This is a genomic window from Reyranella sp. (genome assembly GCF_004297265.1).
Classification (GTDB): Bacteria; Pseudomonadota; Alphaproteobacteria; order Reyranellales; family Reyranellaceae; genus Reyranella.
This window is the reverse complement of the sequence record NZ_SCUT01000039.1, coordinates 1-24,597: the sequence shown is the minus strand read 5'-3', so window position 1 is coordinate 24,597 and position 24,597 is coordinate 1. Positions and strand designations below refer to the sequence as shown.

Genomic DNA, 24,597 nt, shown 5'->3' with positions numbered 1-24,597 from the left:
AAGCCAACGAAAGGACGTCGATGGACGCCAGCCAGACCACCCCGACGATCCAGGCCCCAGGGCTCGGGCGCAAGATCGGTTTGGCGTGGGCTGCTCTGGCGTGGGAAGGCCTGTGGCCGCGCTTCGTGCCGCTGCTCTCCTTTATTGCCCTGTTCGTCGCCGCGGCCCATCTCGACCTGTTCGCCGGCCTCGATCCCTGGGTACATACCGGCATTCTGGCCGCCATCGCGATCGCCTTCGCGGGCCTGGCCTGGTGGCGCCTGCGTGATTTTTCCTGGCCCACGCGGGAAGCGTCGATCCGCCGCCTCGAGCGCGACAGCGACATTCCGCACCGTCCGCTGGTCGCCGTGCAAGACCATCTGGCCGCCGGGACTGCCGACCCGATGGCCGTCGCCCTCTGGGAAGCCCATCGCCGGCGCGAGGCGGAGCGTCTCGCCACGCTGAGCAACCGGCCGGCTCATCCCGGGCTCGCCAGCCTCGACAGGTGGGCGCTGCGGTTCGTGCCGTTGCTGGCCCTCGTCGTCGCCATCGCCGTCGCAGGCGGCTGGCGCAGCGACCGCATGGCCGCTGCCGTCACGCCGGCCTTCCCGCCGCCGCCGCCGGTCGTCGCCAACCTGTGGATCGCGCCGCCGGCCTATACCGGCAAGCCGCCGGTCTATCTGGACATGGCCGAGCACGACAAGGTGCTGCGGGTTCCGGTCGGCAGCAAGATCGCGGGCTTCGTCGACGATGTTCGCGGCCGCAAGCCGCCCCAGCTCCTGATCGACGGCAAGTCGACCGAATTCTCGACCGTCAGCAAGGGCAAGTACCAGGTCGAGGAGGTCATCACCGAGGGTAAGCAGATCACGCTGCAGGCGCGCGGCGACGAGCAGGCGCGCTGGAAGCTCCACGTCATTCCCGATCTTGCCCCGACCATCGACTTCACCCGCCCGATCGGTGTCGACAAGTGGTCGACCAAGATCGAGTACCTCGCCGGTGACGATTTCGGCGTGACGGGCGTCCAGCTCCAGATGCGCCTGCACGGCAGCGTGCTGGGCGACGATGCGCTGAGCAGCGACGAGGAACCCGAGGTGCTGCGCGTCGACCTGCCGGTCGCCGGCAGCGCCAAGAAGATCGCCGACACGTTCGTGCGCGATCTCACCAGCCATCCATGGGCCGGCCTCAAGGTCACGGTGATGCTGTTCGCCACCGACGCGCTCGGCCAGAAGGGGCGCAGCTCGGTCGAGACCTTCCTGCTGCCCGAGCGGGTGTTCAACGATCCGACGGCGCGGGCCCTGATCGTGCTGCGCAAGGCGCTGACCCGAGATCCCAAGGGCTATCGCATCGATGTCGCCGACGGCATGCGCCTGATCCACGCGAACCCCAAGAGCTATCGCGAGGACCCGGTCGTCCAGCTCGGGCTGCGCATCGGCTCGGTACGGCTCGCGCAGAACGACAACAAGGAGACGATCACCGACACGCAGAAGCTCCTCTGGGATCTCGCGATGCGCCTGGAGAGCGGCGCCACGTCCGACGCCGAGCGCGCCGTCGAGCAGGCGCGGCAGGAACTGCAGGATGCCATGCAGCGGCAGGCCGGCGACGAGGAGATCGAGAAGCTGATCCAGCAGCTCTACGACGCCATGGCGCGCTGGCAGCGTGAGCTGGCCGAGAAGATGAAGGATCCGGACGAGCGCCGCCGCATGGAAGAGCAGGCGGAGAAGATGGATCCGAACAACACCATCACCGGCGACGACCTGCAGAAGATGCTCGACAAGATTCGCGAGATGGCAAAGAACGGCCAGCGCGAAGAGGCCAAGCGCATGCTCGAGGAGCTGCGCAAGATGATGGAGAACGCCACCCCGATGATGGCGAACCCCAACGGTCAGCAGCGCCAGCAGCAGGGACAGCGCGGCCAGCAGGGCCAGGGCAACCAGCAGGGCCGCGAGATGATGAACCAGCTCGACCAGCTGTCGCGGCGGCAGAACCAGCTGCTGGGCGAGTCCGAGCGGGAGGGCCGTCAGCAGCAGGGCCAGCGCGGCCAGCAGGGCCAGCAGGGTCAACGCGGCCAGCAGGGACAACAGGGCCAGCAGGGTCAGCAGGGCCAGGGCCAACCCGGCCAGGGTCAGGGCCAGTGGGGCGATCAGCAGCGCGGCCAGCAGGAAGGCCTGCGCGGCCGGCTGGGCGACTTCATGAAGAAGCTCGACGAGAATGGCATGCAGATGCCGGAATCGCTGGGACGGGCCGAGCGCTCGATGCGCGAGGCCGAGGAGGCGCTGCGTCGCGGCGATCCGCGCGAGGCGTCCCGCGCCCAGCGCCGCGCGCTCGACAACCTTCAGCAGGGCATGGGCGACATGGCCGAGCAGCTGCGCCAGCAGCGCGGCCCCGGCAACAACCAGGACATCGCCGAGATCGAGGAGCGCGAGCGCCGCAGCGAGGACCGCGATCCGCTGGGCCGCTCCGACGGAAACTATGGCGACGCGATCGACTCGGGCTCCGACAAGGTGCCGCTCGAACTGGAGCGCCAGCGCAGCCGCGAGATCCTCGACGAACTGCGCCGCCGCGCCGGCGACCAGCTACGGCCGAAGGAAGAGCTCGACTACATCGATCGGTTGCTGAAGACGTATTGAGGCGGGTCGAGCCGCCTCGACGGAGCGCGCCACTCCAGTGGCGCATCAGAAGAGCGCCACTGGAGTGGCGCGCTCCAATGAGCGGCTATCCGGACGTCTTCTCGACCACGCCGATGAAGGGCAGGCCGCGGAAGCGGTGGGCCCAGTCGAGCCCGTAGCCGACCAGGAACTCGTCGCCGGCCTCGAAGCCCACGAAGTCCGCCTCGAGGTCGGTGCGCCGCTTCGCGGGTTTGTCGATCAGCGTGCAGATCGAGACGCGCCGCGCGCCGCGTTCCTCCAGCAGCTTCTTGGCGAAGCTGAGCGTCAGGCCCGACTCCAGGATGTCGTCGACCAGCAGCACGTCGCGGTCCCGCACATCGTCGACGATGTCGCGCACGATGCGGACGTTGCCGCTCGTTTCGGTGCCGCTGCCGTAGCTGGAGAGGGTGAGGAAATCCATCGACCAGTCGGCACCGGCGCGGCTCAGCGCCCGGATCAGGTCGGCGGCGAAGACGAAACTGCCCTTCAGGACCGACACGACCAGCGTATCGGATTCGAGCTTGCCGGCGAGGTCGGTCGCCATCTCCTCGACGCGCGAGGCGATCTCGGCGGCGGAGAAACGGATCGAAACGACCGGACGGTCGGAGGTGGTGCGGTCGGGCAACGGGAACTCTCGTGTCGGAGGTGCTAGTCGACGGTCGGCACGATGTTGGTCGCACCCGAGGGAGGTTCGTCAAGCGGCAGGGTGAAGCTGCGGCGCGCGCCGGGCGCGATCGGCCCCTCGACCAGCGGCATCGCGCGCTCGGCCAGGACCTGCTCGCCGGCCCGGAAGACCAGCTTCAGGCGGCGGGTCGAACCGGGCGCGGTGCCGGTGTTGATCAACTCGCCGAGCACGACATAGCGCCCGTCGATGAGATCGATCTTGGTGGTCGCCATGTCGATGCCGACATGCGCGCGCGCCACCCGGGACGGGGCCGGCGTCGCGTGCGCGGCATCGAGATGCAGCATCGTCCGCCAAGAGGCGGGCAGTCGGGCCTTGATCTGGTCGCGATAGGCGTAGCCTGCGCCACCCAGCAGCACGACCAGGACGATCGCATAGGCGATCCAGGCGCCCCAGTTTCTCTTCCGGGACGGAGGGGGTGTGGTCAGGGCGGGCAGGCCGGCGCCAGGAGGCGATGGCCGGATGACGATGTCGGGTACGGCGGTGGCCGGCGTGGGCGTTGCGCCCGAAAGGGTAGCAGCGGCCAGTGGCGCATCGGGCTTCTGGAACCAGCGATGGCTGCAGCGCACACACTGGACGGTGCGACCCGTCGGGCCGATCGCCAGGGGGTCGACGGCGTATCGGGCGCCGCAGTTGGAACAGGTTAGCTGCATGATGAGCGGGGGATGCCCCACCAGATGTCCATTGCGCGGCGACACTAGGCCACTACAAGTTGGCATACAAGCAACACGTCGCTCGCGAATACTTTTGAGATGATTGGCCTCCGGCTGCGCTCGTTCTTCTTCAATGTCGGCTGGTACGTCGGCACCACGATCCTCGCCATCGCCGGCTCGCCGATCCTGCTGATGCCGCGACGCTTCGTGGTCGCCTGGTCGCTCGTCTGGATCGACTTCTGCCTGTGGTGGCTGCGGATCACCTGCCGGCTGACGCATCGCGTCGGCGGGCTGGAGAACATGCCGACGGGACCGGTCATCTTCGCCTGCAAGCACCAGTCGTCGTGGGAGACGCTGGCCTTCTCGCGCCTGTTTCCCGGCGCCGCCACCGTGATGAAGCGCGAGCTGGTCCTGATCCCGATCGTCGGCTGGGCGATGGCACGGGCCGGCAACATCGCCGTCGAGCGCGGCGACGGCGCCAGGGCGCTGCGCGGGCTGGTGAAGCAGGCCAAGGCGACGCTGCAAGAGGGACGGTCGATCCTGATCTTCCCCGAGGGCACGCGCGTCGCCGTCGGCGACGAGAAGCCCTACCAGGTCGGCACGGCGGCGCTCTACCGGCAGCTCGGCGTGCCCGTCATCCCGGTCGCGCTGAACTCTGGCGTCTTCTGGGGGCGCCGGAAGTTCATCAAGTGGCCGGGCGTGATCGACGTGGAAATCCTGCCGGCGATTCCCCCGGGCCTCGGCCGCGACGTGTTCATGGCCACCCTGCGCGACCGGATCGAGGGGGCGACCAATCGGCTCGTTGCCGCAGCCCACAGGCGCGAACAAAAATAGAACGATCTGTTGATATCCGGCGGCCTTGGGCCTACTTTTTCAGAATGGAATGGGCGCCCGTCTCCCAGCGGATCTGGGACATGAAATACCGCTTCAAGAGCGCACCGGGCGGCAGTGCAGGAGCGATCCCCGACGCCGATCTCGACGCGACCTGGTGGCGCGTGGCGCGCGCACTGGCGGCGCCGGAGCGCGATCCGGAACTGTGGGCCGGCCGTTTCCACCAAGCGCTGTCGGGATTCAAGTTCCTGCCGGCCGGGCGCGTGATCGCGGGCGCCGGCACCGGGCGGACGGTCACGCTCTTCAACTGCTTCGTGATGGGAACGATCTCCGACGACATGTCGGGCATCTTCGAGAACCTGCGCGAGGCGGCCCTCACCATGCAGCAGGGCGGCGGCATCGGGCACGATTTCTCGAGCCTTCGTCCGCAGGGCGCGCCCGTCGTGGGGGTCGGCGCCGACGCGTCGGGTCCGCTGTCGTTCATGGATGTGTGGGACGCGATGTGCCGCACCATCATGAGCGCAGGCTCGCGGCGCGGCGCGATGATGGCGACCCTGCGCTGCGACCATCCCGACATCGAAGCCTTCGTCGACGCCAAGCGCGACCCCAAGCGGCTGCGCATGTTCAACGTCTCGGTGCTGGTCACCGACGCCTTCATGAAGGCCGTCGAGGACGATGCCGACTGGCCGCTGGTGTTCGGTGGCAGGACTTTCAGGACCGTGAAGGCCAAGGGCCTGTGGGAGCGCATCATGCGCGCCACCTACGAGGTCGCCGAGCCGGGCGTGATCTTCATCGACCGGGTGAACCGCCGGAACAACCTGCGCTATTGCGAGTCGATACAGGCTACGAATCCCTGCGTGACGGCGGAGACCTGGGTTCATACCGCCGAAGGTCCGCGCCAGGTTGCCGACTTGGTCGGCCGGCCGTTCACGGCCTTGGTGGACGGCAAGGCTTTCGCCAGTGGCGACGCGGGCTTCTTCGCGACCGGCACGAAGGAGGTGCGGCGCCTGCGGACGCGGACCGGCCACGATCTGCGCCTGACCGCCGATCATCTCGTGAGGAAGGTGACGCGTCTCACGCGCTGGTCGCGCGATGTCGATTGGGTAGCGGCCGGCGACCTCGCGCCCGGCGACCAGATCGTCCTGCACGATCATCGAAGTGCGCCGCGCTGGGACGGCCGTCACAATGAGGCAGAGGGCTACCTGCTGGGCCTGCTGGTGGGCGACGGCACGTTGAAGCAGGACAAGGCGGTGCTCAGCGTCTGGAAGCCGGCGCAGGTCGCCCATGGCGATCCGCAGACAGTCGGATCGGACGGCGTCATGGAAGCGGCGCTGGCTGCAGCCCGGACCCTGCCGCATCGCGCCGACTTTACCGGTTGGATGGAGGTGAAGGGGCGCAACGAGTGGCGGCTGTCGCTCGCCGCGATCAAGGCGCTCGCGGAAACGATGGGCCTTTCGCCGGGGTACAAGACTGTCACGCCGGCGATGGAAAAGACCTCGTCGGACTTCCATCGCGGTCTGCTGCGTGGCCTGTTCGACAGCGACGGGGCGGTGCAGGGCACGCAGGCCAAGGGTGTCAGCGTCCGGCTCAGCCAGAGCGATCTTCCCCTGCTCGAAGCTGTACAGCGCATGCTGCTGCGTCTCGGTATCGCCGCCACGATCTATCGCGACCGGCGGCCGGCAGGACGGCGTCCGATGCCCGATGGAACGGGCGGGCTGCATCTCTACGACTGCGCGGCCCAGCACGAGCTGGTGATCGCCGGCGACAATGTCGGTGTGTTCGCCGAGCGGATCGGGTTTGCCGACCGGAGCAAGATGCTGCGGCTGCAGGCCACGCTGAGCGGCTATCGTCGCACCCTCAATCGTGAGCGCTTCGTCGTCGAGATCGAGAGCGTCGAGGCCGATGGCGTGGCCGAGGTCTACGATGCGCAGGTTCCCGGCATCAACGCCTTCGATGCCAACGGACTCTACGTCCACAATTGCGGCGAGCAGCCTTTGCCGCCCTACGGTGCCTGTCTCCTCGGATCGATTAATCTGGCGGCACTGGTGAAGGCCCCGTTTACGCCGGAGGCGACGCTCGATGCCGAGGCGCTGGAGCGGCTGGTGCCGCTCGCGGTGCGCATGCTCGACAATGTGATCGACGTCTCGCGCTTTCCGCTGCCGCAGCAGGAGAAGGAGGCCAAGGCCAAGCGGCGCATCGGGCTCGGCGTGACCGGGCTCGCCGATGCGCTGATCTTCTGCGGCGTGCGCTACGGCTCGCCCGAGGCGGTGCGGCTGACGCGCGAATGGCTGGGTGCGGTGCAGAGGCTGTCCTACGTCGCCTCGGCCGACATCGCCGCGGAGAAGGGCAGCTTCCCGCTCTACGACCGGGCCAAGTATTTGGCGGGCGAGACGATCAAGGCCTTGCCCGAGGAGGCGCGGACGGCGATCGGCCGCTACGGCATCCGCAATGCGCTGCTGAACTCGATCGCGCCCACCGGCACGATCTCCCTGCTGGCCGACAACGTGTCCTCCGGCATCGAGCCGGTCTTCGCCTTCAGCTACGTGCGCCACGTGCTGCAGCCCGACGGCTCCAAGCGCGAGGAGAGCGTCGACGACCATGCCTTCCGTGTCTGGCACGCGTTGAAGGGCAACGAGGCGCCGCCGCCCGACGTCTTCGTCGACGCCCAGACGCTCACGCCCGCCGATCACCTGGCGATGCAGGCCGCGGCGCAGGATCATGTCGACAGCTCGATCTCCAAGACCATCAACCTGCCGCGCGACATTTCCTTCGAGGCCTTCAAGGGCGTGTACGAGGAGGCCTATGCGCAGAACTGCAAGGGCTGCACGACCTACCGTCCCAACGACGTGACGGGCGCGGTGCTGGAAGTGAAGCCGGCCGAACCCGTGCAGGCCGAGGCGCCGCCCCGCGCGCTGCTGCCCGCGACCGACGAGAGCGGGGTCGTCTATATCGCCCAGCCCCTCGACCGCCCGCAGGAGCTGCCGGGCCGGACCTACAAGATCAAGTGGCCGGGCAGCGACCACGCCATCTACATCACCATCAACGACCTGATGCAGGATGGACGGCGGCGGCCGTTCGAGATCTTCATCAACTCCAAGAACATGGAACACTACGCCTGGACCGTGGCGCTGACGCGCATGATCTCGGCGGTGTTCCGGCGTGGCGGCGACGTCTCGTTCGTCGTGGAGGAGCTGAAGGCGGTGTTCGACCCGCGTGGCGGGCAGTGGATGGAAGGCCGCTACGTGCCGTCTCTGCTGGCCGCGATCGGCAGCGTGATCGAGCGCCATCTCGTCGAGATCGGCTTCCTGGCGCCGACGGAATCGCCCAGCCTGATCGACGCGATCGAAGAGCGCATGCGCCTCGCCGCCGGCACGAAGGAGCCGGCGACCGGCGGTGGTTCATCCAGGTCGATGGGGCAGTGCCCCAATTGCGGCGCGGCGGCGCTTACCCATCAGGAAGGCTGCGACGTCTGCCTGAACTGCGGCTACTCCCGCTGCGGGTGACGGGCTTGCCCGGCGCCGGCTCAGCCCAGCTCGAGCTCGATGCCGGCCGACTTGCTGACGCCGGCCCACAGGGCGGCGAAGTCGCCGACGAAGGCCGTGTACTCGGCCGGCGTCATCGGCTTGTCGCCGGGCAGCAGCACCACTTCCTTGAAGCGCTCGACCACCTCGGGAGCCTTGTAGGCCTTCTGCAGCTCGTCGTAGAGCCGCGCCACGACGTCGGGGGACATGCCCTTCGGGCCGGAGACGCCGACCCAGGTCGAGGTCGTGAGCTTGGGGAAGCCCTGCTCGGCGAAGGTCGGGGCGTTGGGATACATGTCGAGGCGCTTGTCGGAGCTGACCGCCAGCAGGCGGACCTTGCCCGAGTTGATGTGCGGCACGTTGGTCGTGATCGGGTCGAACATCGAGGGGATGGCGCCGGCCAGCATGTCCTGCAGCGACGGCGCGGAGCCGCGATAGGGGACGTGCTTCAGCTTGATGCCCGCCAGGCTGCCCAGCAGCTCGCCCATCAGGTGGGTGTTGGAGCCGATGCCCGAGCTGCCGAAGGCGATCTCGTCGGGCCTGGCCTTGGCGGCGGCGATGTAGTCCGCCAGGGTCTTGTAGGGCGAATCGCCCGGCACGATCAGGACGTTGGGCGTATGGCCGATCAGCGTCACATGGGTGAAGTCGGTGATCACGTTGTACGGCAGCTTGGGGTAGATCCCGGGCGCGATGCCGAGCGGCGAGGCGTGCGAGATGACGAGCGTGTAGCCGTCCGGCGGGGCCTTGGCGGCCAGGTCGGAGCCGATCGTGCCGCCGGCGCCCGGCCGGTTCTCTACGACCACCTGGGTGCCGAGCCCGGCCGAAAGCTTGGGCGCCAGGATGCGGGAAATCGTGTCGGCGGTGCCGCCGGGCGGGAAGGTGGCGATCAGCTTGATCGGCTGCCGGGTCGGCCAGCCCGGGCTCGCCTTGACGGCGGGCGCGGCCAGCGAAGAGCCGAGGGTGGCGGCCGATGCGGCCAGGACGGTACGGCGGGTCAGTTTCATGAGGTGCTCCCGGGTTTCCCTCACGCCAATGGCTGGCGCGTTCCCCGGAAATCCTGCAATCGATATGCCAGCGCCAATCAGCCCTTGATTTGCCATAAGGGAGTCCGCAAATCCGGGCCGACCAAGGAGATGTTCGTATGATTCGGCGGGTGATTCTGGCAGCGGTTCTCATGGGGTGCGGCGCGGCGACTTCCCTGGCGCCGGCCGCCCTGGCGCAGGGACTGCCCAACTCGCGCAGCGACCTTGCCTATTCCTATGCCCCGCTGGTCAAGCGCGTCTCTCCGGCCGTGGTCAACATCTACACGACCACAACCGCCCGCGTGCAGCGCCGCCTGCCGTTCCCGTTCCCCGGCCTGCCCCAGCAGGGCGGCGAGCGGGTGCAGAACTCGCTGGGGTCGGGCGTGCTGGTGGGCGCCGATGGGCTGATCATCACCAATGCCCATGTCGTGAAGGGCGCCGACGAGATCCGTGTCGTGCTGGCCGACCGCCGCGAGTTCGAGGCGAAGCTCATCACCCAGGACGAGCGCTATGACCTGGCGCTGCTGCGCATCGAGGGGGTCGACGAGAAGTTCCCGTTCCTCGAGCTGCGCGATTCCGATTCGATCGAGGTCGGCGACGTCGTGCTGGCGATCGGCAATCCGTTCGGCCTGAACCAGACCGTGACCAGCGGCATCGTGTCGGCCGTGGCGCGCAGCGCCGGCGGCATCAACGATTCGAACTTCTTCCTGCAGACCGACGCGGCCATCAATCCCGGCAACTCGGGCGGCGCGCTGGTGGCCCTCGACGGCAGGCTGATCGGCATCAACACCGCGATCTACTCGCAGAGCGGCGGATCGGTGGGCATCGGCTTCGCCACGCCCTCCAACATCGTCGAGCGCATGATCTCCACCGGCACGAAGGGCGGCCGCATCGTGCGGCCGTGGCTGGGCGTCAGCATGCAGAGGGTGACCCCCGACCTCGCGTCGGGCTTCGGCCTGTCGCGGCCGGCGGGCCTCGTGGTCAAGGACGTCTATGCCGGCGGGCCGGGCGCCCATGCCGGCCTGAAGCGCAACGACGTGATCGTCGGCATTCGCGAGCAGGCGATCGACGACGAGGCGGCGCTGCGGTTCCGGCTCTCGACGCTCAACGTCGACACGGTCGTGCCCGTGAAGGTCATGCGCGGCGGCAAGGAAGTGGTGGTGCAGCTGAAGCTCGCGGCGCCGCCCGAGGATCCGCCGCGCGACCTGTCCCTGCTCGAGGGACGGCAGCCGCTTTCCGGCGCCTCGGTCGTCAACATGTCGCCGGCCGTCGCCGAGGAGATGGGGCTGGCCGAGTGGCGTCCCGGCATCGTCATCGTCGAGGTGAAGAACGGCGCCTATGCCGGGCGCTTCGTGCGTCCCGGCGACATGATCCTGGCGGTCAACGGCCAGGACGTGAAGAACGTCGCCGAGCTCAAGAAGCGCGTCGCCAGCGGCATCAACAGCATCAGCGTCGGCCGCGACGGCGTGGTGTTCCCGGTCCAGTTCCGCTGAGCCGCCGGTAGCGTCGGGTCGTCGTGCCGGCTGAACTCTTCGCCTCGCTCGCCCCGACGCCGCTGGCCGAACGCCTGCGTCCCAAGGCGCTGGACGAGATCCTCGGCCAGGATCACCTGCTCGGGCCCGAGGGGCCGCTCGGCCGCATGCTGGAGGCGCGCAAGCTCGGCTCGCTGATCCTGTGGGGGCCGCCGGGCTGCGGCAAGACCACCATCGCCCGCCTGCTCGCCGAGGCCGTGGACCTGCATTTCGAGCCGCTGTCGGCGGTCTTCTCCGGTGTGGCCGACCTGCGCCGCGTGTTCGAGGGGGCCCGCCAGCGCCGCAAGGACGGCAAGGGCACGCTCCTGTTCGTCGACGAGATCCATCGCTTCAACCGCGCCCAGCAGGACGGCTTCCTGCCCTATGTCGAGGATGGGACGGTGACGCTGATCGGCGCCACCACCGAGAACCCGTCCTTCGAGCTGAACGCCGCGCTCCTGTCACGCTGCCAGGTGCTGGTCCTGCGCCGCCTCGACGACAATGCCCTGTCGGCGCTGCTCGCACGCGCCGAGGAGGCGCTCGGCCGGAAGCTGCCGATCGACGAGACGGGCCGGCAGGCCCTGTTCGCGATGGCCGACGGCGACGGCCGCTACCTGATCGGTCTCGCCGAGCAGCTGGCGCAGCTCAAGGACAAGGGGCCGGTGCCGCCGTCGCGGCTGGCGACCTTGCTGCAGAAGCGCGCGCCGCTCTACGACAAGGCCCAGGAGGCGCACTACAACCTGATCAGCGCGCTGCACAAGTCGCTGCGCGGCTCGGACGTCGATGCCGCGCTCTACTGGTTCGCACGCATGCTCGACGGCGGCGAGGACCCGAAATACATCGCCCGCCGACTGGTACGCTTTGCCGTCGAGGACATCGGCATGGCCGATCCGCAGGCGCTGACGCAGACCCTGGCGGCCTGGGACACCTACGACCGGCTGGGCTCACCCGAAGGCGAACTCGCGATCGCCCAGGCCGTGATCTATCTCGGCACCGCGCCGAAATCGAACGCCGGCTACGTGGCGTTCGGTGCCGCCAAGCGCGCCGCCAAGACGCACGGCTCGCTGACGCCGCCGATGCACATCCTGAATGCGCCGACCAAGCTCATGAAGGAGATCGGCTACGGCGCGGGCTACGAGTACGACCACAATGCCGCCGACGGCTTCTCGGGCCAGAACTATTTCCCCGACGGCATGGCGCGCGAAGAGTTCTACCGGCCCGTCGAGCGCGGCTTCGAGCGCGAGATCCTGAAGCGGCTCGAATACTGGAAAAAGCTCAGGGATAAGAAGCGGTGATCAAGGGAGCGCGCCACTCCAGTGGCGCTCAAGCTTTGTCAGTTAACAAGATATGAGCGCCACTGGAGTGGCGCGCTCCGATGAGCAGCTCCGTTTCAGGGCCTGGCCATCGCCCGCACGACCCTGCGGTCGCGGCCATAGACGTCGTCGCGGAAGGTCGGCACGCCGTCGGCATTGGCGCTGACCGTCCGGTACGTCACGTAGAGGGTGATCGGCTCGGGGAAGGTGTAGTGGGCCTGCTGGTTCTCCTTGATCGCCTGCTGGACCCGGTCCTTGTTGAAGCCGTTCTTGCCGTTGAAGACCTTCTCGACGAAGTCGAGCGGGTTCTGCAGGCGGATGCAGCCGTGGCTGAAGTTGCGGCTGCCCTCGGTGAACAGCCAGCGGCTCGCCGTGTCGTGCATATAGATCCCGTACTTGTTGTTGAACGGGAAGAAGATGTAGCCCAGCGCATTCGACGCGCCCGAATCCTGCCGGATGCGGTAGGGAAAGGCCTTGGGGTGGATCGAGCTCCAGTCGATCGTGTTGGGGTCGAGCTCGTCGTCGTTGCTCCAGCTCGCGAAGATCTTGAAGCCGCTGCCGGCCAGGGCGTTGGGATCGCGCCGCAGGATCGGCAGGTACTCCTCGCCGGCGATCGACGGCGGCACGGTCCAGTACGGATTGGTCTGGAAGCCGCGCATGGTCGACTGGATCTCGGGTGTCGGATCCTTGGGCGTGCCGACGATGACCTGGCTCTGGAAGGCCACCTTGCCCTCGTTCACGAAGATCATCGAGTAGTCGCCGGTGTTCACATAGACGAAACGGCTGCCGAGATCCTCCGGCAGCCAGCGGCGGCGCTCGAGATTGGCGACGATCTGCTCGATGCGCTCGTCGATCGTGGTGTTGAGCGAGCGGACGGTCTTGGCGCCGATGACGCCGTCGACGGTCAGGCCCTTCATCTCCTGGTACGATTTCACCACGCCGACCAGCGGCTCGTCGTAGAGGTCGGCGACGGCGCCGGCCGGCGGCACCGTGAAGTCGAGTTCGGCCAGACGCTTGCGCAGGACAGGCACGCGGGCGTCGATCATGCCGGGCTTGAGCGCGCTGCCGTCGGGCATCGGCGTATAGGTCGTTCGGGTCTTCTTTTCGCGCCAGGTCGCCAGCGCCTTCTGCAACGACGGGTAGTCGCCCTTCGGCGGCAGCGAGGCGAGGTAGGCCGCGAAGTCGGGCGCGTCGGCCGCCGCCTGGAGCAGTTCCGCCTTGTCGGCCTTGCGCTGGACGATGTCGATTTCCTTGTCGACCCTGTTGGCGCGGACGCGGCCGGTCGAGACATCGCTGGCATAGGCGACGAAGGTGGCTGACAGCAGGGCTTCGGCCGCGGTCGGATCGGCGCCCGGCGCCATCGCCTTTTCGACGTCGGAGAGGTTGTACCAGGCGGGATCCAGCCCGTGATCGCCGGCACTGCGCAGCGCCTTCAGCAGGGCCTCGGCACGGGCCGTTGCGGGGCCGGATCCAGTCCACAGGACGCCTGAAGCGAAGGAGGACGATGCTCCCGAAAAGGAGAGCGCGAACGCCAGGAAAGCGGCGACAAAATGCGATCGATTCACGGCCTGAGTATAAAAAGAACTGGCCGATTCGTCCATCAGCGCACGAATCCGTGAACGGCCAGGAAAGCGATCAGGTCGGCGCTGGCGCGCTGCTTCAGCTCGGCCGTCCCGCCGCCCGCGCGGGCGCCGCGCGTGACGCAATGCCGCCGTGCCCAGGCCTGGAACTCGGGTTCTTCCATCGCCCGCCCCAGTGCGGGCACGAAATGACGGCCGTCATCCTCGATGAGGTTGCGGCAGCACGACCAGTTCTCGGCGTCCTTGATGTCGAAGACGGGCCCCAGCGACTCCCATCCGTGATGGGCGCCGCCATAGACCTTCACCCGGATCCGGTCGTTGCCGGCCGCCCGCATGCGTTCGGCATATTCGATCGCCAGTTCGGCCGGCGTGTAGTCGTCCCTGGCGGCCAGCATGAGGAACATCGGCCTGCCATGCGTGGTGGCGTCGCGATGCTGCGCCGTCGCGCCGGGGCAGAGGGCGACGTGGATGTCGAACAGGTGCGGAAAGCCGCGTCGCCACCTCTGGCGCACGGCGAGGGCGGCGTTCAGCGTGGCCACGCCACCCTTCGACACGCCCATGATGCCGATGCGCTCCGGATCGAAACGGCGGTCGGCGCGCAGCAGGGCGAGGGCTGCGAAGGCGTCACCCTCCATCTGCGCCGCCGAGACCAGGCTCTGGTCGGCCACGGTGCGGCGGACGCCGCGGCTCCTGAAACTGTCGACGATCAGCGCCGCGGCGCCGGCGGCGTTCAGCAGGTCGGCGTAGTAGTGCTCGCGGTGGCGCTGGACGCCGGCGCTGCTGGTCAGGATGACCATGCACGGCACCGGTCCGGGGCTCTCGTGGGGAATGTGCAGGGTCGCGGAGATTCGCGCCGGACGGCAGGCCGTCGGATGGTCGAACGTCAGCGTGTCGAAGGACACCGATTCCATGGACCCTGTGTAGCTTGTCCCGTAGTTTGCGCGCCATGAGCCAAAGCCCCGCCACTGGTGGTAGCCGACAGACCCAGGTCCAGACTCGCGCCGTCACCGACGACGAAGCCGGGATGCGCCTCGATCGCTGGTTCCAGCGCCACTTCCCCGAGTTGAGCCACGGCGCGCTGCAGAAGCTGCTGCGCACCGGCCAGGTCCGGATCGACGGCAAGCGGGCCGAGGGCAAGGACCGGGTCGACCCCGGCCAGTCGGTCCGCCTGCCGCCGGGTGTCACGAACTCGCCGCCGCCCAAGCCCAGGACGGCGGCAACGCCCACCGTCTCCGACCGCGACGCGGCGGAGATCCAGCGCATGGTCATCTATCGCGACGACCATGTGATCGTGCTGAACAAGCCGCCGGGATTGGCGGTGCAGGGCGGCAGCGGCACCGAAAAGCACATCGACGGGATGCTGGATGCGCTGCGGTTCGGTTTCGAGCAGCGGCCGCGCCTGGTCCACCGGCTGGACAAGGATACGAGCGGCCTGCTGCTGATCGCGCGGACGGGCCAGGCGGCCAAGCGGCTGGCCGAATCCTTCCGCGACCGCGAGACCGAGAAGCTCTACTGGGCCATCGTGGTCGGCGTGCCGCCCAAGAAGGAGGGGGCGATCAACCTGCCGCTGGCCAAGCGGCCGGGCGCCTTCGACCGGGAACTGATGCAGGTCGACGAGGAAAACGGCCAGAAGGCGCTGACGCACTTCCGTGAGATCGACCGCGCCGGCCAACGCGCGGCCCTGCTGGCGCTGTGGCCGCGGACCGGCCGGACCCACCAGCTTCGTGTCCATTGCGCCGCGATCGGCTGCCCGATCCTCGGCGACCGCAAGTACGGCGGCGAGGAAGCACTGCTGGCGGCGGTCGCAGACTCGCGCCGTCTCCATCTCCACGCCCGTCGGCTGTCGCTGCCACATCCATCCGGCAAGGGCGAACTGAAGGCAGTCGCCGAGCCGCCACCTCACTTCCGCCGCACCGTCGAGGCATTTGGCTTTTCGACGGACGGGGTTTGAGCGAGAATCGGTCGGGATGCGGATTCCCTGGAAGCGCGTGGCGGTGATCACGGCGGTGGCGGTGCCGATCGCCGCTGTCGTCGGCGTCGTCTGGGCCGCCACCAGGGACCTGTCGCGCTACCAGGCGCGCATGACCGAACAGGTCCGCAAGGTCACCGGGCGCGAACTGGCGGCCCGGGTACCGCTTTCGGTCAAGCTCGGCAGCGAGCCGGCGATGGTGGCCGAAGGCGTCACGCTCTCCAATGCGGCCTGGGGATCCCGGCCCGAGCTGGCGCGCGTGCGCCGCATGACGCTGTTTCTCGACCCGTTCTCGCTGCTCCTGGGAGAAGTCAGGATCGGGCGGATCCTGCTCGAGGGTGCCGATATCCTGGTCGAGCGCAACGAGGTGGGCGACAGCAACCTGGAGATGCTGCCGCCGCCCGACGGATCGGGGCCGCATCCCGGCGAGAACCGCTCGCTCAAGCTTCGTACCGCCGCGGCCTTTCCGTGGATCAACAACGTCGAGGTCCGCGACTCGGTCCTGACCGTCTCGGAAGGCGCCGGCCGGCCTCCCGTGGTGCTCGAGATTCCCAACGCGACCTTCAAGTCGCCGGCGCCGAACCAGACCCTGCAGGTCGAGGGACGGTTCGGCGTGGCGCAGGGCGTGCCGATGGACCTCACCGGCACGGCCGGGTCGTTCAACGGCTGGATGGCCGGATTGCCCGGCAACATCGATCTGCAGGGTGGCTTTGGCGGCGGAAGGATTTCGATCAAGGGCAGCGTCAACGCGAAAGGCACGTCGCTGCAGATCAACGCCGAAGGTCCCGACGTTTCAGTGTTCGGGCCCTATGTTCGCCTGCCCGTCCCGTCGGGCGGTCCCTATGTGATGAACACCAAGGCCTCGACGCAGCGCAATGGCTTCAAGGTCGAGGTGACGTCGTTGAAGGTCGGCTCGAGCGAGGCCGCCGGCGAGGCGCTGTTCCGCGTCGACCGCAAGGGCAACCCGACCATCATCGTGAACGCCGACATAACGCGCCTCGATGTGTCGGAACTGAAGGCTCCGCCGGCGATTGCCGCGCCGGCCGCGCCCGCGACGGCCCCCATGCAGCCGCCACGCCTGATACCGGCCCTGCCGTTCGTCGCGAACTGGCTCGGCCGCTCCGCCCTGACGGTCACCGTCAGGCTGGGTGAGGTGGTGGGTCTCGGCGCCAAGATGCAGAACGCGTCGGTGACGCTGGCATCGGGCGAGACGCGCTTCACGTTCCGTGCGGCGGCGACCGTCGGCGGCGGTTCCGCCGGCGTCGATCTCGTCTACGATCCGGCGGGCCGCATCGGGCAGACCACGCTGACGGCCACGGCCAATCGCGTCTCGCTGGGGGAACTCTCGACCCTGCTGGGACTGGATCTCGGGCTGCGCGACGGCGTCGCCGATATCGACCTTCGCCTGCGCGGCGGCGGCCGCACGACGCGCGATGCGCTGAACTCGGCCAACGGCTCGATCGACGTCGCCATGGGCAAGGGGTTGTGGCCGCATGGCCAGCTCGCCAACTGGCCGCCTGAGACGCAGCGGCTGCTGGGCGGCACCGATGCCGGCGTACCGTTCAACTGCATCGCCGGACGTTTCGAGGTCAGCGGCGGCGTCGCCAACCTCCGGCGCCTGGTCGTCGATACGCCGCGCGGCGTGCTGGTCGGCGGTGGCTATTTCCATCTGCGTACCGACGGCTGGGAGTTCATCCTGGCACCTGAGGCGCGCGACAACCAGAACGCGGCGCTCGCCGTGCCGATGCGCATCAAGGGCGGGCCCGGCAAGGCCACGGCGAGCGCCGTCGATCCCAACCTCTCCAAGCTTCTGGTGGGTGGCGGTCCGATCCCGAGCCTGGTTGCGCAGGTGGCACAGGCCGGCCGGCAGGCAGGCGCCAACGCCTGCGCCGTGCTGGCGCCTCGCGTGGAAGCCCTGCGGCCCGGTCTGCGGGCCCAGATGCCGGCGCCCACCTCGGACGTCCGCCAGCGGGGCTCGCGGCCGCAAGTGAAGACGCCCGGTCCGCAGCGCAGTCAGGGCCGCTAACCGTGCTCTTGTCGGCGGCCCCGCACCGCGTGTAATCCCGACGCCACGATGCGACAGGAGAACGACGGGTTCCGCATCGTGGTTTGGCCGGGAGCTGAATGAAGCGCTTCTACAAGGAGACGGGCGTCGATGCGGGTGAGGACGGCTTTCGCGTCCTGCTCGATGGCAAGCCCATGCGGACGCCGGCCAAGGCGGTCCTGGTCGTGCCGACGCGGGCGCTCGCCGAGGCGATTGCCGCCGAATGGGCGGCGGTCCCCGACAAGGCCGAGATCAATGCCGCCCATCTGCCGCTGACGCGTCTCGCCGCGACCGGCATAGACCGGGTCGTGGCGCGGCGCGACGAGGTGATCGCCGACACCGCGAAATACGCGGCCTCGGACCTGCTCTGCTATCGCGCCGCCGGGCCGGACAGCCTGATCGGGCTGCAGCGCGAACGCTGGGACCCGCTGCTCGCCTGGGCCGCCGAGCGTCACGGCGCCCGGCTGGTCACGGCGGAAGGGATCGGCTTCGTCGAACAGGCGGCAGAGGCCAGGGCGCGGCTCCACGAGGCCGTGTCGGCGCATGGCGATCTGGCCCTTTCGGCGCTCTACAACCTCACGCATACGGCGGGCTCGGTCGTGATCGCGCTCGCGGTATCGGACGGCCGCCTGGACGCGGCGGGCGCCTTCGCGGCCGCGCAGACCGACGAGCTCTACCAGGTGGATCGCTGGGGCGACGATCCGATCGCGGAGAAGCAGCGCGAGGGCGTGCGCCGGGACATCGAGGCGTGCGCGCGCTTTCTTTCACTTCTGGAAAACGCGCGTCTGCGCGGCTGAGAGGGATCATGGGAGCGGGCACAAGGCTGCGGAAGGTCATGGCCGAGAAGGGCCTCGTCGAGGCGATGGCGGCGCACAGTCCGCTGTCGGCGATGCTCGCCGCCGAGGCGGGCTTCGACGCGATTTGGGCCTCGGGTTTCGAGCTGTCCGCCCTGTACGGAGTGCCCGACGTCAGCATCGTGTCGATGACCCAGCATCTCGACATGACGCGCGCCATGGCCGACCGCTCGGGCCTGCCGGTCGTCGCCGATATCGACACCGGCTTCGGCAACGCCATCAACGTCCTCTATGCGGTGGAACAGTATGAGCGCGCCGGCGTGGGCGCGATCGTGATGGAGGACAAGAGTTTCCCCAAGGTCACCAGCCTGATCGCCGGCGGCCGGCAGGATATGGTCCGCATCGAGGAGTTCCAGGGCAAGATCGAGGCGGCACGCGCAGCACGGCGCGATCCGGATCTCGTCGTCGTGGCCCGCACCGAGGCGCTGATCGCCGGTCTCGGCCAGGACGAGGCGCTGAAACGCGCGCGGGCCTATGAGGCCGCGGGCGCCGACCTGATCCTGGTCCATTCCAAGCAGAAGACGCCCGACGAGATCGAGGCCTTCATCAAGGCGTGGGACGGCAAGGTGCCGATCGCGCTGGTGCCGACCGCCTATCCGCAGATGACGGTGGCCCGGGTGAAGGAATTGAAGAAGGTCGGCCTGCTGATCTGGGGCAACCACGCGATTCGCGCGGCGGTCGGGGCGATGCGCGCGACCTTCGCCCAGATCCGCAAGGACGGCGGAATTCACGGTGTCGAGGCGAGTATTCCCTCGGTCGACGCGGTATTCGATTTGCAGGGAATGGGAACGGTGAAGGACAACGAGAAGCGATTCCTCCGCTAGAGCCTTTCCGGGTGGGATTGAATCGAGCGGAGCATTCCACCTGACCTCACCCTGAGGAGCGAACGCAGTGAGCGTCTCGAAGGGTGGGCACGCGCACCCCGTCTGTTGCCCATCCTTCGAGACGCCGTGCTGCGCACGGCTCCTCAGGATGAGGTGGATGGGGGAATGTGAGATGGAAGGGCTCTAGACGTGATCACGTTATTGGCCGAAAACTGACCGAGGGCCGGAGATATAGATGCAGAAAATGTTGGAAGAACTCGAGCGCAGGCGGGCAGCGGCGCGTCTCGGCGGCGGCGAGCGCCGCATCGAGGCGCAGCACGCCAAGGGCAAGCTGACGGCGCGCGAGCGCATCGATGCGCTCCTCGACCCGGGTTCGTTCGAGGAATACGACATGTTCGTCGAGCACCGCTCGATCGACTTCGGCATGGAAAACCAGAAGATCCCGGGCGATGGCGTGGTCACCGGTCACGGCACCATCAACGGCCGGCTCGTCTATGTCTTCAGCCAGGATTTCACGGTCTTCGGTGGGGCATTGTCCGGCATGCATGCCACCAAGATCTGCAAGGTCATGGACATGGCCATGAAGGTCGGCGCGCCGGTGCTGGGCCTGAACGACTCGGGCGGCGCGCGCATCCAGGAGGGCGTCGACTCGCTCGCGGGATATGCCGACGTCTTCCAGCGCAACGTGCTGGCGTCCGGCGTGATCCCGCAGATCTCGATGGTCATGGGCCCCTGCGCGGGCGGCGCGGTCTACTCGCCGGCCATGACCGACTTCATCTTCATGGTGAAGGACAGTTCCTACATGTTCGTCACCGGACCCGACGTGGTGAAGACCGTGACGCACGAGACGGTGACGCAGGAGGAGCTGGGCGGCGCGCTCACGCACACGCAGAAGTCGGGCGTGGCCGACCTCGCCTTCGAGAACGACATCGAGGCCCTGCTGCAGCTGCGCCGCTTCGTCGATTTCCTGCCGTCGAACAACCGCGAGAAGGCGCCGGTTCGCACGACGCTCGACCCGATCGATCGCGAGGATTTCTCGCTCGACACGCTGGTGCCCGAAAATCCCAACAAGCCCTACGACATCAAGGAGCTGATCCTGAAGGTCGTGGACGAGGGCGATTTCTTCGAACTGTCGCCGGAATGGGCCGCCAACATGGTGGTGGGCTTCGGTCGCATGGCCGGCCGCTCGGTGGGTTTCGTGGCCAACCAGCCGATGGTGCTGGCGGGCTGCCTCGACATCGACAGCTCGCGCAAGGCCGCGCGCTTCGTGCGCTTCTGCGACGCTTTCAACATCCCGATCGTGACTTTCGTCGACGTGCCGGGCTTCCTGCCGGGCACGACGCAGGAGTTCGGCGGCATCATCAAGCACGGCGCCAAGCTGCTCTACGCCTATGCCGAGGCGACCGTGCCGAAGGTCACGGTGATCACCCGCAAGGCCTATGGCGGCGCCTACGACGTCATGGCGTCCAAGCACCTGCGCGGCGACGTGAACTATGCCTGGCCGGGCGCGGAGATCGCGGTGATGGGCGCCAAGGGGGCGGTCGAGATCATCTTCCGGTCCGACGTCGGCGACGCCAACAAGATCGCGGCACGCACCGAGGAATATCGCGAGAAGTTCGCCAACCCGTTCGTGGCGGCCAATCGCGGCTTCATCGACGACGTGATCATGCCGCACGGCACGCGCCGCCGCATCTGCCGCGCGCTCGCCACGCTCGAGACCAAGAAGCTCGAGAACCCGTGGCGCAAGCACGGCAACGTTCCCCTGTGACGGAAGCCGCGTGCATCTCTCTCCCGAGGAGCGCATGAGGCGCGGCCGCATCGTGCGCAAGCACCTGATGGTGGGCCTTCTCGCGCTGCTCGTGATCATCCCGCTGAACTTCATCGTGAGCCGCCAGTATCCGTGGTGGCTCTGGGTCCTCATCGTCTGGTTGCCCCTGATCGGTGCTCACTCGATGTGGGCCAGGGGCTTCTTAGATCGCAGAAAAGAAGGAATGTGAGCATGGCCGCCAAGAAGAAGGTCGCCAAGGTCGCCGCCAAGAGCGCGCCCCAGAAAGCGTCCGAGAGTGTCGCGGTTGCGAAAAAGGCGCCGGCCTCGAAGCAAACGGCCGACGGACCGCTGTTCGACAAGATCCTGATCGCCAACCGCGGTGAGATCGCCTGCCGCGTCATCCGCACCTGCAAGCGGCTCGGCATCAAGACCGTCGCGGTCTACTCCGAGGCCGATGCCGACGCGCTGCATGTGCGCGAGGCTGACGAGGCGGTGCTGATCGGACCGCCGCCCTCGGCCCAGTCCTACCTGCTGATCGACAAGATCGTCGAGGCCTGCAAGGCGACCGGCGCCCAGGCGGTGCATCCGGGCTACGGCTTCCTCTCCGAGAAGGAAGCCTTCCAGAAGGCGCTGGCCGAGGCCGGCATTGCCTTCATCGGGCCGGATGCCCACGCCATCTACGCCATGGGCGACAAGATCGAATCCAAGAAGCTCGCGCAGGCGGCCGGCGTCAGCACCGTGCCCGGCTACCTGGCGGCGATTCCCAATGCCGATGAAGCGGTGAAGATCGCGCGCAAGATCGGCTATCCGGTGATGATCAAGGCCTCCGCCGGCGGCGGCGGCAAGGGCATGCGCATCGCCTGGAACGATGCCGAGGCGCATGAAGGTTTCGGCTCGGCGACCAACGAGGCCAAGGCCTCGTTCGCCGACGATCGCGTGTTCATCGAGAAGTATGTCGAGGAGCCGCGCCATATCGAGATCCAGCTCATCGCCGACGGCCACGGCAACTGCGTCTATCTCTGGGAGCGCGAGTGCTCGATCCAGCGCCGCCACCAGAAGGTGATCGAGGAGGCGCCGAGCCCGTTCCTCGACGCCAAGACGCGCAAGGCGATGGGCGAGCAGGCCGTGGCACTCGCCAAGGCGGTCAAATACAAGAGTGCCGGCACCGTCGAGTTCATCGTCGACAAGAACCGCAAGTTCTACTTCCTGGAGATGAACACGCGCCTGCAGGTCGAGCATCCGGTGACCGAGCTGATCACCGGCCTCGACCTCGTCGAGCTGATGATCCGCGTCGCGGCGGGCGAGAAGCTGCCGTTCCAGCAGAAGGACGTGAAGCTGCAGGGCTGGGCCGTCGAGGCGCGTCTCTACGCCGAGGATCCCTTCCGCAACTTCCTGCCCTCGACGGGCCGCCTGGTGAAGTATCGCGAGCCCGAAGCCGGCCCCGACGTGCGCGTCGATACCGGCGTCTTCGAGGGCGGCGAGATCTCGATGTTCTACGATCCGATGATCGCCAAGCTCTGCACGCACGGCAGCACGCGCGACGAGGCGATCGACCGCATGCGCCGGGCGCTGGACGAATTCTATGTCCGTGGCGTCTCGCACAACGTGCCGTTCCTCGCCGCCCTGATGGCGCATCCGCGCTTCCGCGCCGGCAAGCTCACGACCAACTTCATTGCCGAAGAGTTCAAGGGCGGGTTCACGGCCGAGCATCTGCCGCCGAAGGACCCGGCGGTCCTGGCGGCGGTCGCGGCGGTGGTCGATCGCATCCATGCCCACCGCTCCGGCGCGCCGCAGTCCGAGCGGGTCGTCATGCTCAATCGCACCGCGATGCCGGTATCCGTGAGCGGCGGCGGTCTCGAATTCGCCGTCGACATCGACGCGCGCCGGATCGAAATCGAGACCGACTGGTCGCCGGGTGAACCGCTGATGCGGGCCAAGGTCGACCAGCACCCGGTCGTGGTGCAGATCGATCCCCTGGGCTCCGGCTGGCGCCTGACGCATGAAGGCGGGCAGGCCGACGTGCTGGTGCTGACGCCGCGCCAGGCCGAGCTCTATGCGCTGATGCCCATCAAGGCCGCGCCGGATACTTCGAAGTTCCTGCTCTCACCGATGCCGGGTCTGCTGGCCTCGGTCGCGGTGAGCGAAGGGCAGGAGATCAAGGCCGGCGAGGCGCTGGCCGTGGTGGAGGCGATGAAGATGGAGAACGTGCTGCGCGCGACGCGCGACGGCACGGTGAAGACGCTGCACGCCAAGGCCGGCGACAGCCTGAGGGTCGACCAGAAGATCATCGAGTTCGCCTGAGCCCGATGGCGTTGCAGGCGCGCCTCAGCATCGCCGGCCGGGTCCAGGGCGTGGGTTATCGCGATTGGGCGATGGCCACGGCCCAGCGGCTCGGTCTCGACGGATGGGTGCGCAACCGCATCGACGGATCGGTCGAGGCGCTGGTCGTGGGCGAGGACGAAGCCGTGGGCAGGATGATCGAGGCCTGCCGTCGCGGTCCGGCCCTCGCGCGGGTGGACACGGTCGACGTCGAGCCGGTCGACCTCGACGTCCTGCCGACGGGCTTTACGCGGCTGCCGACGGCCTGATCTGGCCGAACACTTCCTCGAAGGTCTGGGCCAGGGCTGCGTCGAGGTCGGACAGGGTCACCGGCAGGCCGAGATCGACCAGCGATGTGACGCCGTGGTCGGCGATGCCGCAGGGAACGATTCCCGCATAGTGCGAGAGGTCCGGCTCGACATTGATCGAGATGCCGTGGAACGCCACCCAGTGGCGGATGCGCACGCCGATGGCCGCGATCTTGTCCTCGCGCGGGCTGCCGTCGGGCAGCGGCGGCTTGTCCGGTCGCACGACCCAGACGCCGACGCGGCCCTCGCGCCGTTCGGCCTTCACGTTGAAGCGGCCGAGTGTGCGGATCGTCCACTCCTCGAGGTCGGACACATAGCGGCGCACGTCCTGGCGGCGCGCCCGGAGATCGAGCATCACATAGGCCACCCGCTGGCCGGGGCCGTGATAGGTGTACTGCCCGCCGCGGCCGGCGACATGGACCGGAAGACGCATGGGCTGCAGCAGGTCCTGGGCCCGCGCGCTGGTGCCGGCGGTGTAGAGCGGCGGATGCTCCAGCAGCCAGACCATTTCGCCCGCCCGTCCGGCGCGGATGTCGGCGACGCGCTCTTCCATGGCGGCGAGCGCCTCGTCATAGGGGACGACGCCGTCCGAGATGCGCCATTCGAGCCTGTTCATTGTGGCAAAATCGGCACTTCCCGGCCTTCGTGCAAGCCCGCCTTGCCACTGGGGGGGCGATTTGGTATCCCCCGCGCCATCGAACCGGCGCGGCCATGGCGGAATTGGTAGACGCGCTAGCTTGAGGTGCTAGTGCCGCGAGGCGTGGAAGTTCGAGT

The 24,597-nt window shown here is 68.1% G+C and carries 19 protein-coding genes; 13 read left to right on the top strand and 6 right to left on the bottom strand.

What is annotated here, in order from left to right:
- The first annotated feature begins 20 nt into the window (after positions 1-20).
- On the top strand, positions 21-2,606 hold the full coding sequence (locus tag EPO41_RS16570) for a TIGR02302 family protein (protein ID WP_296327053.1): 2,586 nt from the start codon (positions 21-23) through the stop codon (positions 2,604-2,606).
- Positions 2,607-2,691: 85 nt separating this feature from the next.
- Here EPO41_RS16570 and hpt read toward each other — a convergent pair whose 3' ends face one another.
- Complete coding sequence (gene hpt, locus EPO41_RS16565) at positions 2,692-3,249, bottom strand: hypoxanthine phosphoribosyltransferase (RefSeq protein ID WP_296327052.1); 558 nt, start codon at positions 3,247-3,249, stop codon at positions 2,692-2,694.
- A gap of 23 nt (positions 3,250-3,272) precedes the next feature.
- Entirely contained in the window at positions 3,273-3,959 is a 687-nt protein-coding gene (locus EPO41_RS16560) for a zinc-ribbon domain-containing protein (protein ID WP_296327049.1), read from the bottom strand.
- 99 nt (positions 3,960-4,058) lie between these two features.
- Between EPO41_RS16560 and EPO41_RS16555 the strand changes: the two genes are divergently transcribed.
- Positions 4,059-4,793: a lysophospholipid acyltransferase family protein gene (locus EPO41_RS16555; protein WP_296327047.1), complete on the top strand. Its 735-nt coding sequence runs from the start codon at positions 4,059-4,061 to the stop codon at positions 4,791-4,793.
- A 44-nt stretch (positions 4,794-4,837) separates the two neighbouring features.
- Positions 4,838-8,293 carry an LAGLIDADG family homing endonuclease gene (locus EPO41_RS16550; protein ID WP_296327044.1) on the top strand — a complete coding sequence of 1,152 codons (3,456 nt, stop codon included), beginning with the start codon at positions 4,838-4,840 and terminating at the stop codon, positions 8,291-8,293.
- A 20-nt stretch (positions 8,294-8,313) separates the two neighbouring features.
- Here the strand turns inward: EPO41_RS16550 and EPO41_RS16545 are convergent, their stop codons facing one another.
- Positions 8,314-9,315, bottom strand: coding sequence for a tripartite tricarboxylate transporter substrate binding protein (locus tag EPO41_RS16545; RefSeq protein WP_296327042.1), 1,002 nt, complete (start codon positions 9,313-9,315; stop codon positions 8,314-8,316).
- Between the two features lie 137 nt (positions 9,316-9,452).
- Between EPO41_RS16545 and EPO41_RS16540 the strand changes: the two genes are divergently transcribed.
- Both EPO41_RS16540 and EPO41_RS16535 read left to right on the top strand, forming a co-directional pair.
- Complete coding sequence (locus tag EPO41_RS16540; RefSeq protein WP_296327041.1) at positions 9,453-10,826, top strand: Do family serine endopeptidase; 1,374 nt, start codon at positions 9,453-9,455, stop codon at positions 10,824-10,826.
- Positions 10,827-10,849: 23 nt separating this feature from the next.
- Positions 10,850-12,139 carry a replication-associated recombination protein A gene (locus EPO41_RS16535; protein ID WP_296327039.1) on the top strand — a complete coding sequence of 430 codons (1,290 nt, stop codon included), beginning with the start codon at positions 10,850-10,852 and terminating at the stop codon, positions 12,137-12,139.
- A 95-nt stretch (positions 12,140-12,234) separates the two neighbouring features.
- Here EPO41_RS16535 and EPO41_RS16530 read toward each other — a convergent pair whose 3' ends face one another.
- Complete coding sequence (locus EPO41_RS16530; protein WP_296327038.1) at positions 12,235-13,722, bottom strand: L,D-transpeptidase family protein; 1,488 nt, start codon at positions 13,720-13,722, stop codon at positions 12,235-12,237.
- 35 nt (positions 13,723-13,757) lie between these two features.
- Positions 13,758-14,648 (bottom strand): dienelactone hydrolase family protein, encoded by an 891-nt coding sequence (locus EPO41_RS16525; protein ID WP_296327036.1) that lies wholly within the window; start codon positions 14,646-14,648, stop codon positions 13,758-13,760.
- Positions 14,649-14,683: 35 nt separating this feature from the next.
- On the opposite strand from EPO41_RS16525, the gene EPO41_RS16520 reads away from it, so the two are divergent.
- The 8 genes from EPO41_RS16520 (at position 14,684) to EPO41_RS16485 (ending at position 23,784) form a co-directional block, all read left to right on the top strand.
- Positions 14,684-15,688, top strand: a complete 1,005-nt coding sequence (locus EPO41_RS16520) for an RluA family pseudouridine synthase (RefSeq protein WP_296327035.1) — start codon at positions 14,684-14,686, stop codon at positions 15,686-15,688.
- Between the two features lie 16 nt (positions 15,689-15,704).
- Positions 15,705-17,732, top strand: a complete 2,028-nt coding sequence (locus tag EPO41_RS16515; RefSeq protein ID WP_296327033.1) for an AsmA family protein — start codon at positions 15,705-15,707, stop codon at positions 17,730-17,732.
- Between the two features lie 98 nt (positions 17,733-17,830).
- The gene (locus EPO41_RS16510) at positions 17,831-18,547 is read left to right on the top strand and encodes an ATP12 family protein (RefSeq protein ID WP_296327032.1); all 717 of its coding nucleotides are present in this window, start codon (positions 17,831-17,833) and stop codon (positions 18,545-18,547) included.
- A gap of 8 nt (positions 18,548-18,555) precedes the next feature.
- Entirely contained in the window at positions 18,556-19,428 is an 873-nt protein-coding gene (locus EPO41_RS16505) for a phosphonopyruvate hydrolase (RefSeq protein ID WP_296327030.1), read from the top strand.
- A gap of 235 nt (positions 19,429-19,663) precedes the next feature.
- Positions 19,664-21,196 (top strand): acyl-CoA carboxylase subunit beta, encoded by a 1,533-nt coding sequence (locus EPO41_RS16500; protein ID WP_296327028.1) that lies wholly within the window; start codon positions 19,664-19,666, stop codon positions 21,194-21,196.
- A 10-nt stretch (positions 21,197-21,206) separates the two neighbouring features.
- On the top strand, positions 21,207-21,425 hold the full coding sequence (locus EPO41_RS16495; protein ID WP_296327027.1) for a hypothetical protein: 219 nt from the start codon (positions 21,207-21,209) through the stop codon (positions 21,423-21,425).
- A gap of 119 nt (positions 21,426-21,544) precedes the next feature.
- The gene (locus EPO41_RS16490) at positions 21,545-23,497 is read left to right on the top strand and encodes an acetyl/propionyl/methylcrotonyl-CoA carboxylase subunit alpha (protein ID WP_296327169.1); all 1,953 of its coding nucleotides are present in this window, start codon (positions 21,545-21,547) and stop codon (positions 23,495-23,497) included.
- Positions 23,498-23,502: 5 nt separating this feature from the next.
- On the top strand, positions 23,503-23,784 hold the full coding sequence (locus EPO41_RS16485) for an acylphosphatase (protein ID WP_296327025.1): 282 nt from the start codon (positions 23,503-23,505) through the stop codon (positions 23,782-23,784).
- On the opposite strand, the gene lipB is transcribed toward EPO41_RS16485, so the two are convergent.
- Positions 23,762-24,439 carry a lipoyl(octanoyl) transferase LipB gene (gene lipB, locus EPO41_RS16480; protein WP_296327024.1) on the bottom strand — a complete coding sequence of 226 codons (678 nt, stop codon included), beginning with the start codon at positions 24,437-24,439 and terminating at the stop codon, positions 23,762-23,764. The genes EPO41_RS16485 and lipB overlap by 23 nt on opposite strands.
- Positions 24,440-24,597: the final 158 nt, after the last annotated feature.

What these genes read in the sequence shown, in the direction of transcription:
- EPO41_RS16550 (WP_296327044.1), top strand. Translation starts at nt 4,838, where the DNA reads ATGGAATGGGCGCCCGTCTCCCAGCGGATCTGGGACATGAAATACCGC.
- EPO41_RS16570 (WP_296327053.1), top strand. Translation starts at nt 21, where the DNA reads ATGGACGCCAGCCAGACCACCCCGACGATCCAGGCCCCAGGGCTCGGG.
- EPO41_RS16510 (WP_296327032.1), top strand. Translation starts at nt 17,831, where the DNA reads ATGAAGCGCTTCTACAAGGAGACGGGCGTCGATGCGGGTGAGGACGGC.
- EPO41_RS16485 (WP_296327025.1), top strand. Translation starts at nt 23,503, where the DNA reads ATGGCGTTGCAGGCGCGCCTCAGCATCGCCGGCCGGGTCCAGGGCGTG.
- EPO41_RS16525 (WP_296327036.1), bottom strand. Translation starts at nt 14,648, where the DNA reads ATGGAATCGGTGTCCTTCGACACGCTGACGTTCGACCATCCGACGGCC.
- EPO41_RS16505 (WP_296327030.1), top strand. Translation starts at nt 18,556, where the DNA reads ATGGGAGCGGGCACAAGGCTGCGGAAGGTCATGGCCGAGAAGGGCCTC.
- EPO41_RS16560 (WP_296327049.1), bottom strand. Translation starts at nt 3,959, where the DNA reads ATGCAGCTAACCTGTTCCAACTGCGGCGCCCGATACGCCGTCGACCCC.
- EPO41_RS16520 (WP_296327035.1), top strand. Translation starts at nt 14,684, where the DNA reads ATGAGCCAAAGCCCCGCCACTGGTGGTAGCCGACAGACCCAGGTCCAG.
- lipB (WP_296327024.1), bottom strand. Translation starts at nt 24,439, where the DNA reads ATGAACAGGCTCGAATGGCGCATCTCGGACGGCGTCGTCCCCTATGAC.
- EPO41_RS16545 (WP_296327042.1), bottom strand. Translation starts at nt 9,315, where the DNA reads ATGAAACTGACCCGCCGTACCGTCCTGGCCGCATCGGCCGCCACCCTC.
- EPO41_RS16515 (WP_296327033.1), top strand. Translation starts at nt 15,705, where the DNA reads ATGCGGATTCCCTGGAAGCGCGTGGCGGTGATCACGGCGGTGGCGGTG.
- EPO41_RS16540 (WP_296327041.1), top strand. Translation starts at nt 9,453, where the DNA reads ATGATTCGGCGGGTGATTCTGGCAGCGGTTCTCATGGGGTGCGGCGCG.
- EPO41_RS16555 (WP_296327047.1), top strand. Translation starts at nt 4,059, where the DNA reads ATGATTGGCCTCCGGCTGCGCTCGTTCTTCTTCAATGTCGGCTGGTAC.
- EPO41_RS16500 (WP_296327028.1), top strand. Translation starts at nt 19,664, where the DNA reads ATGCAGAAAATGTTGGAAGAACTCGAGCGCAGGCGGGCAGCGGCGCGT.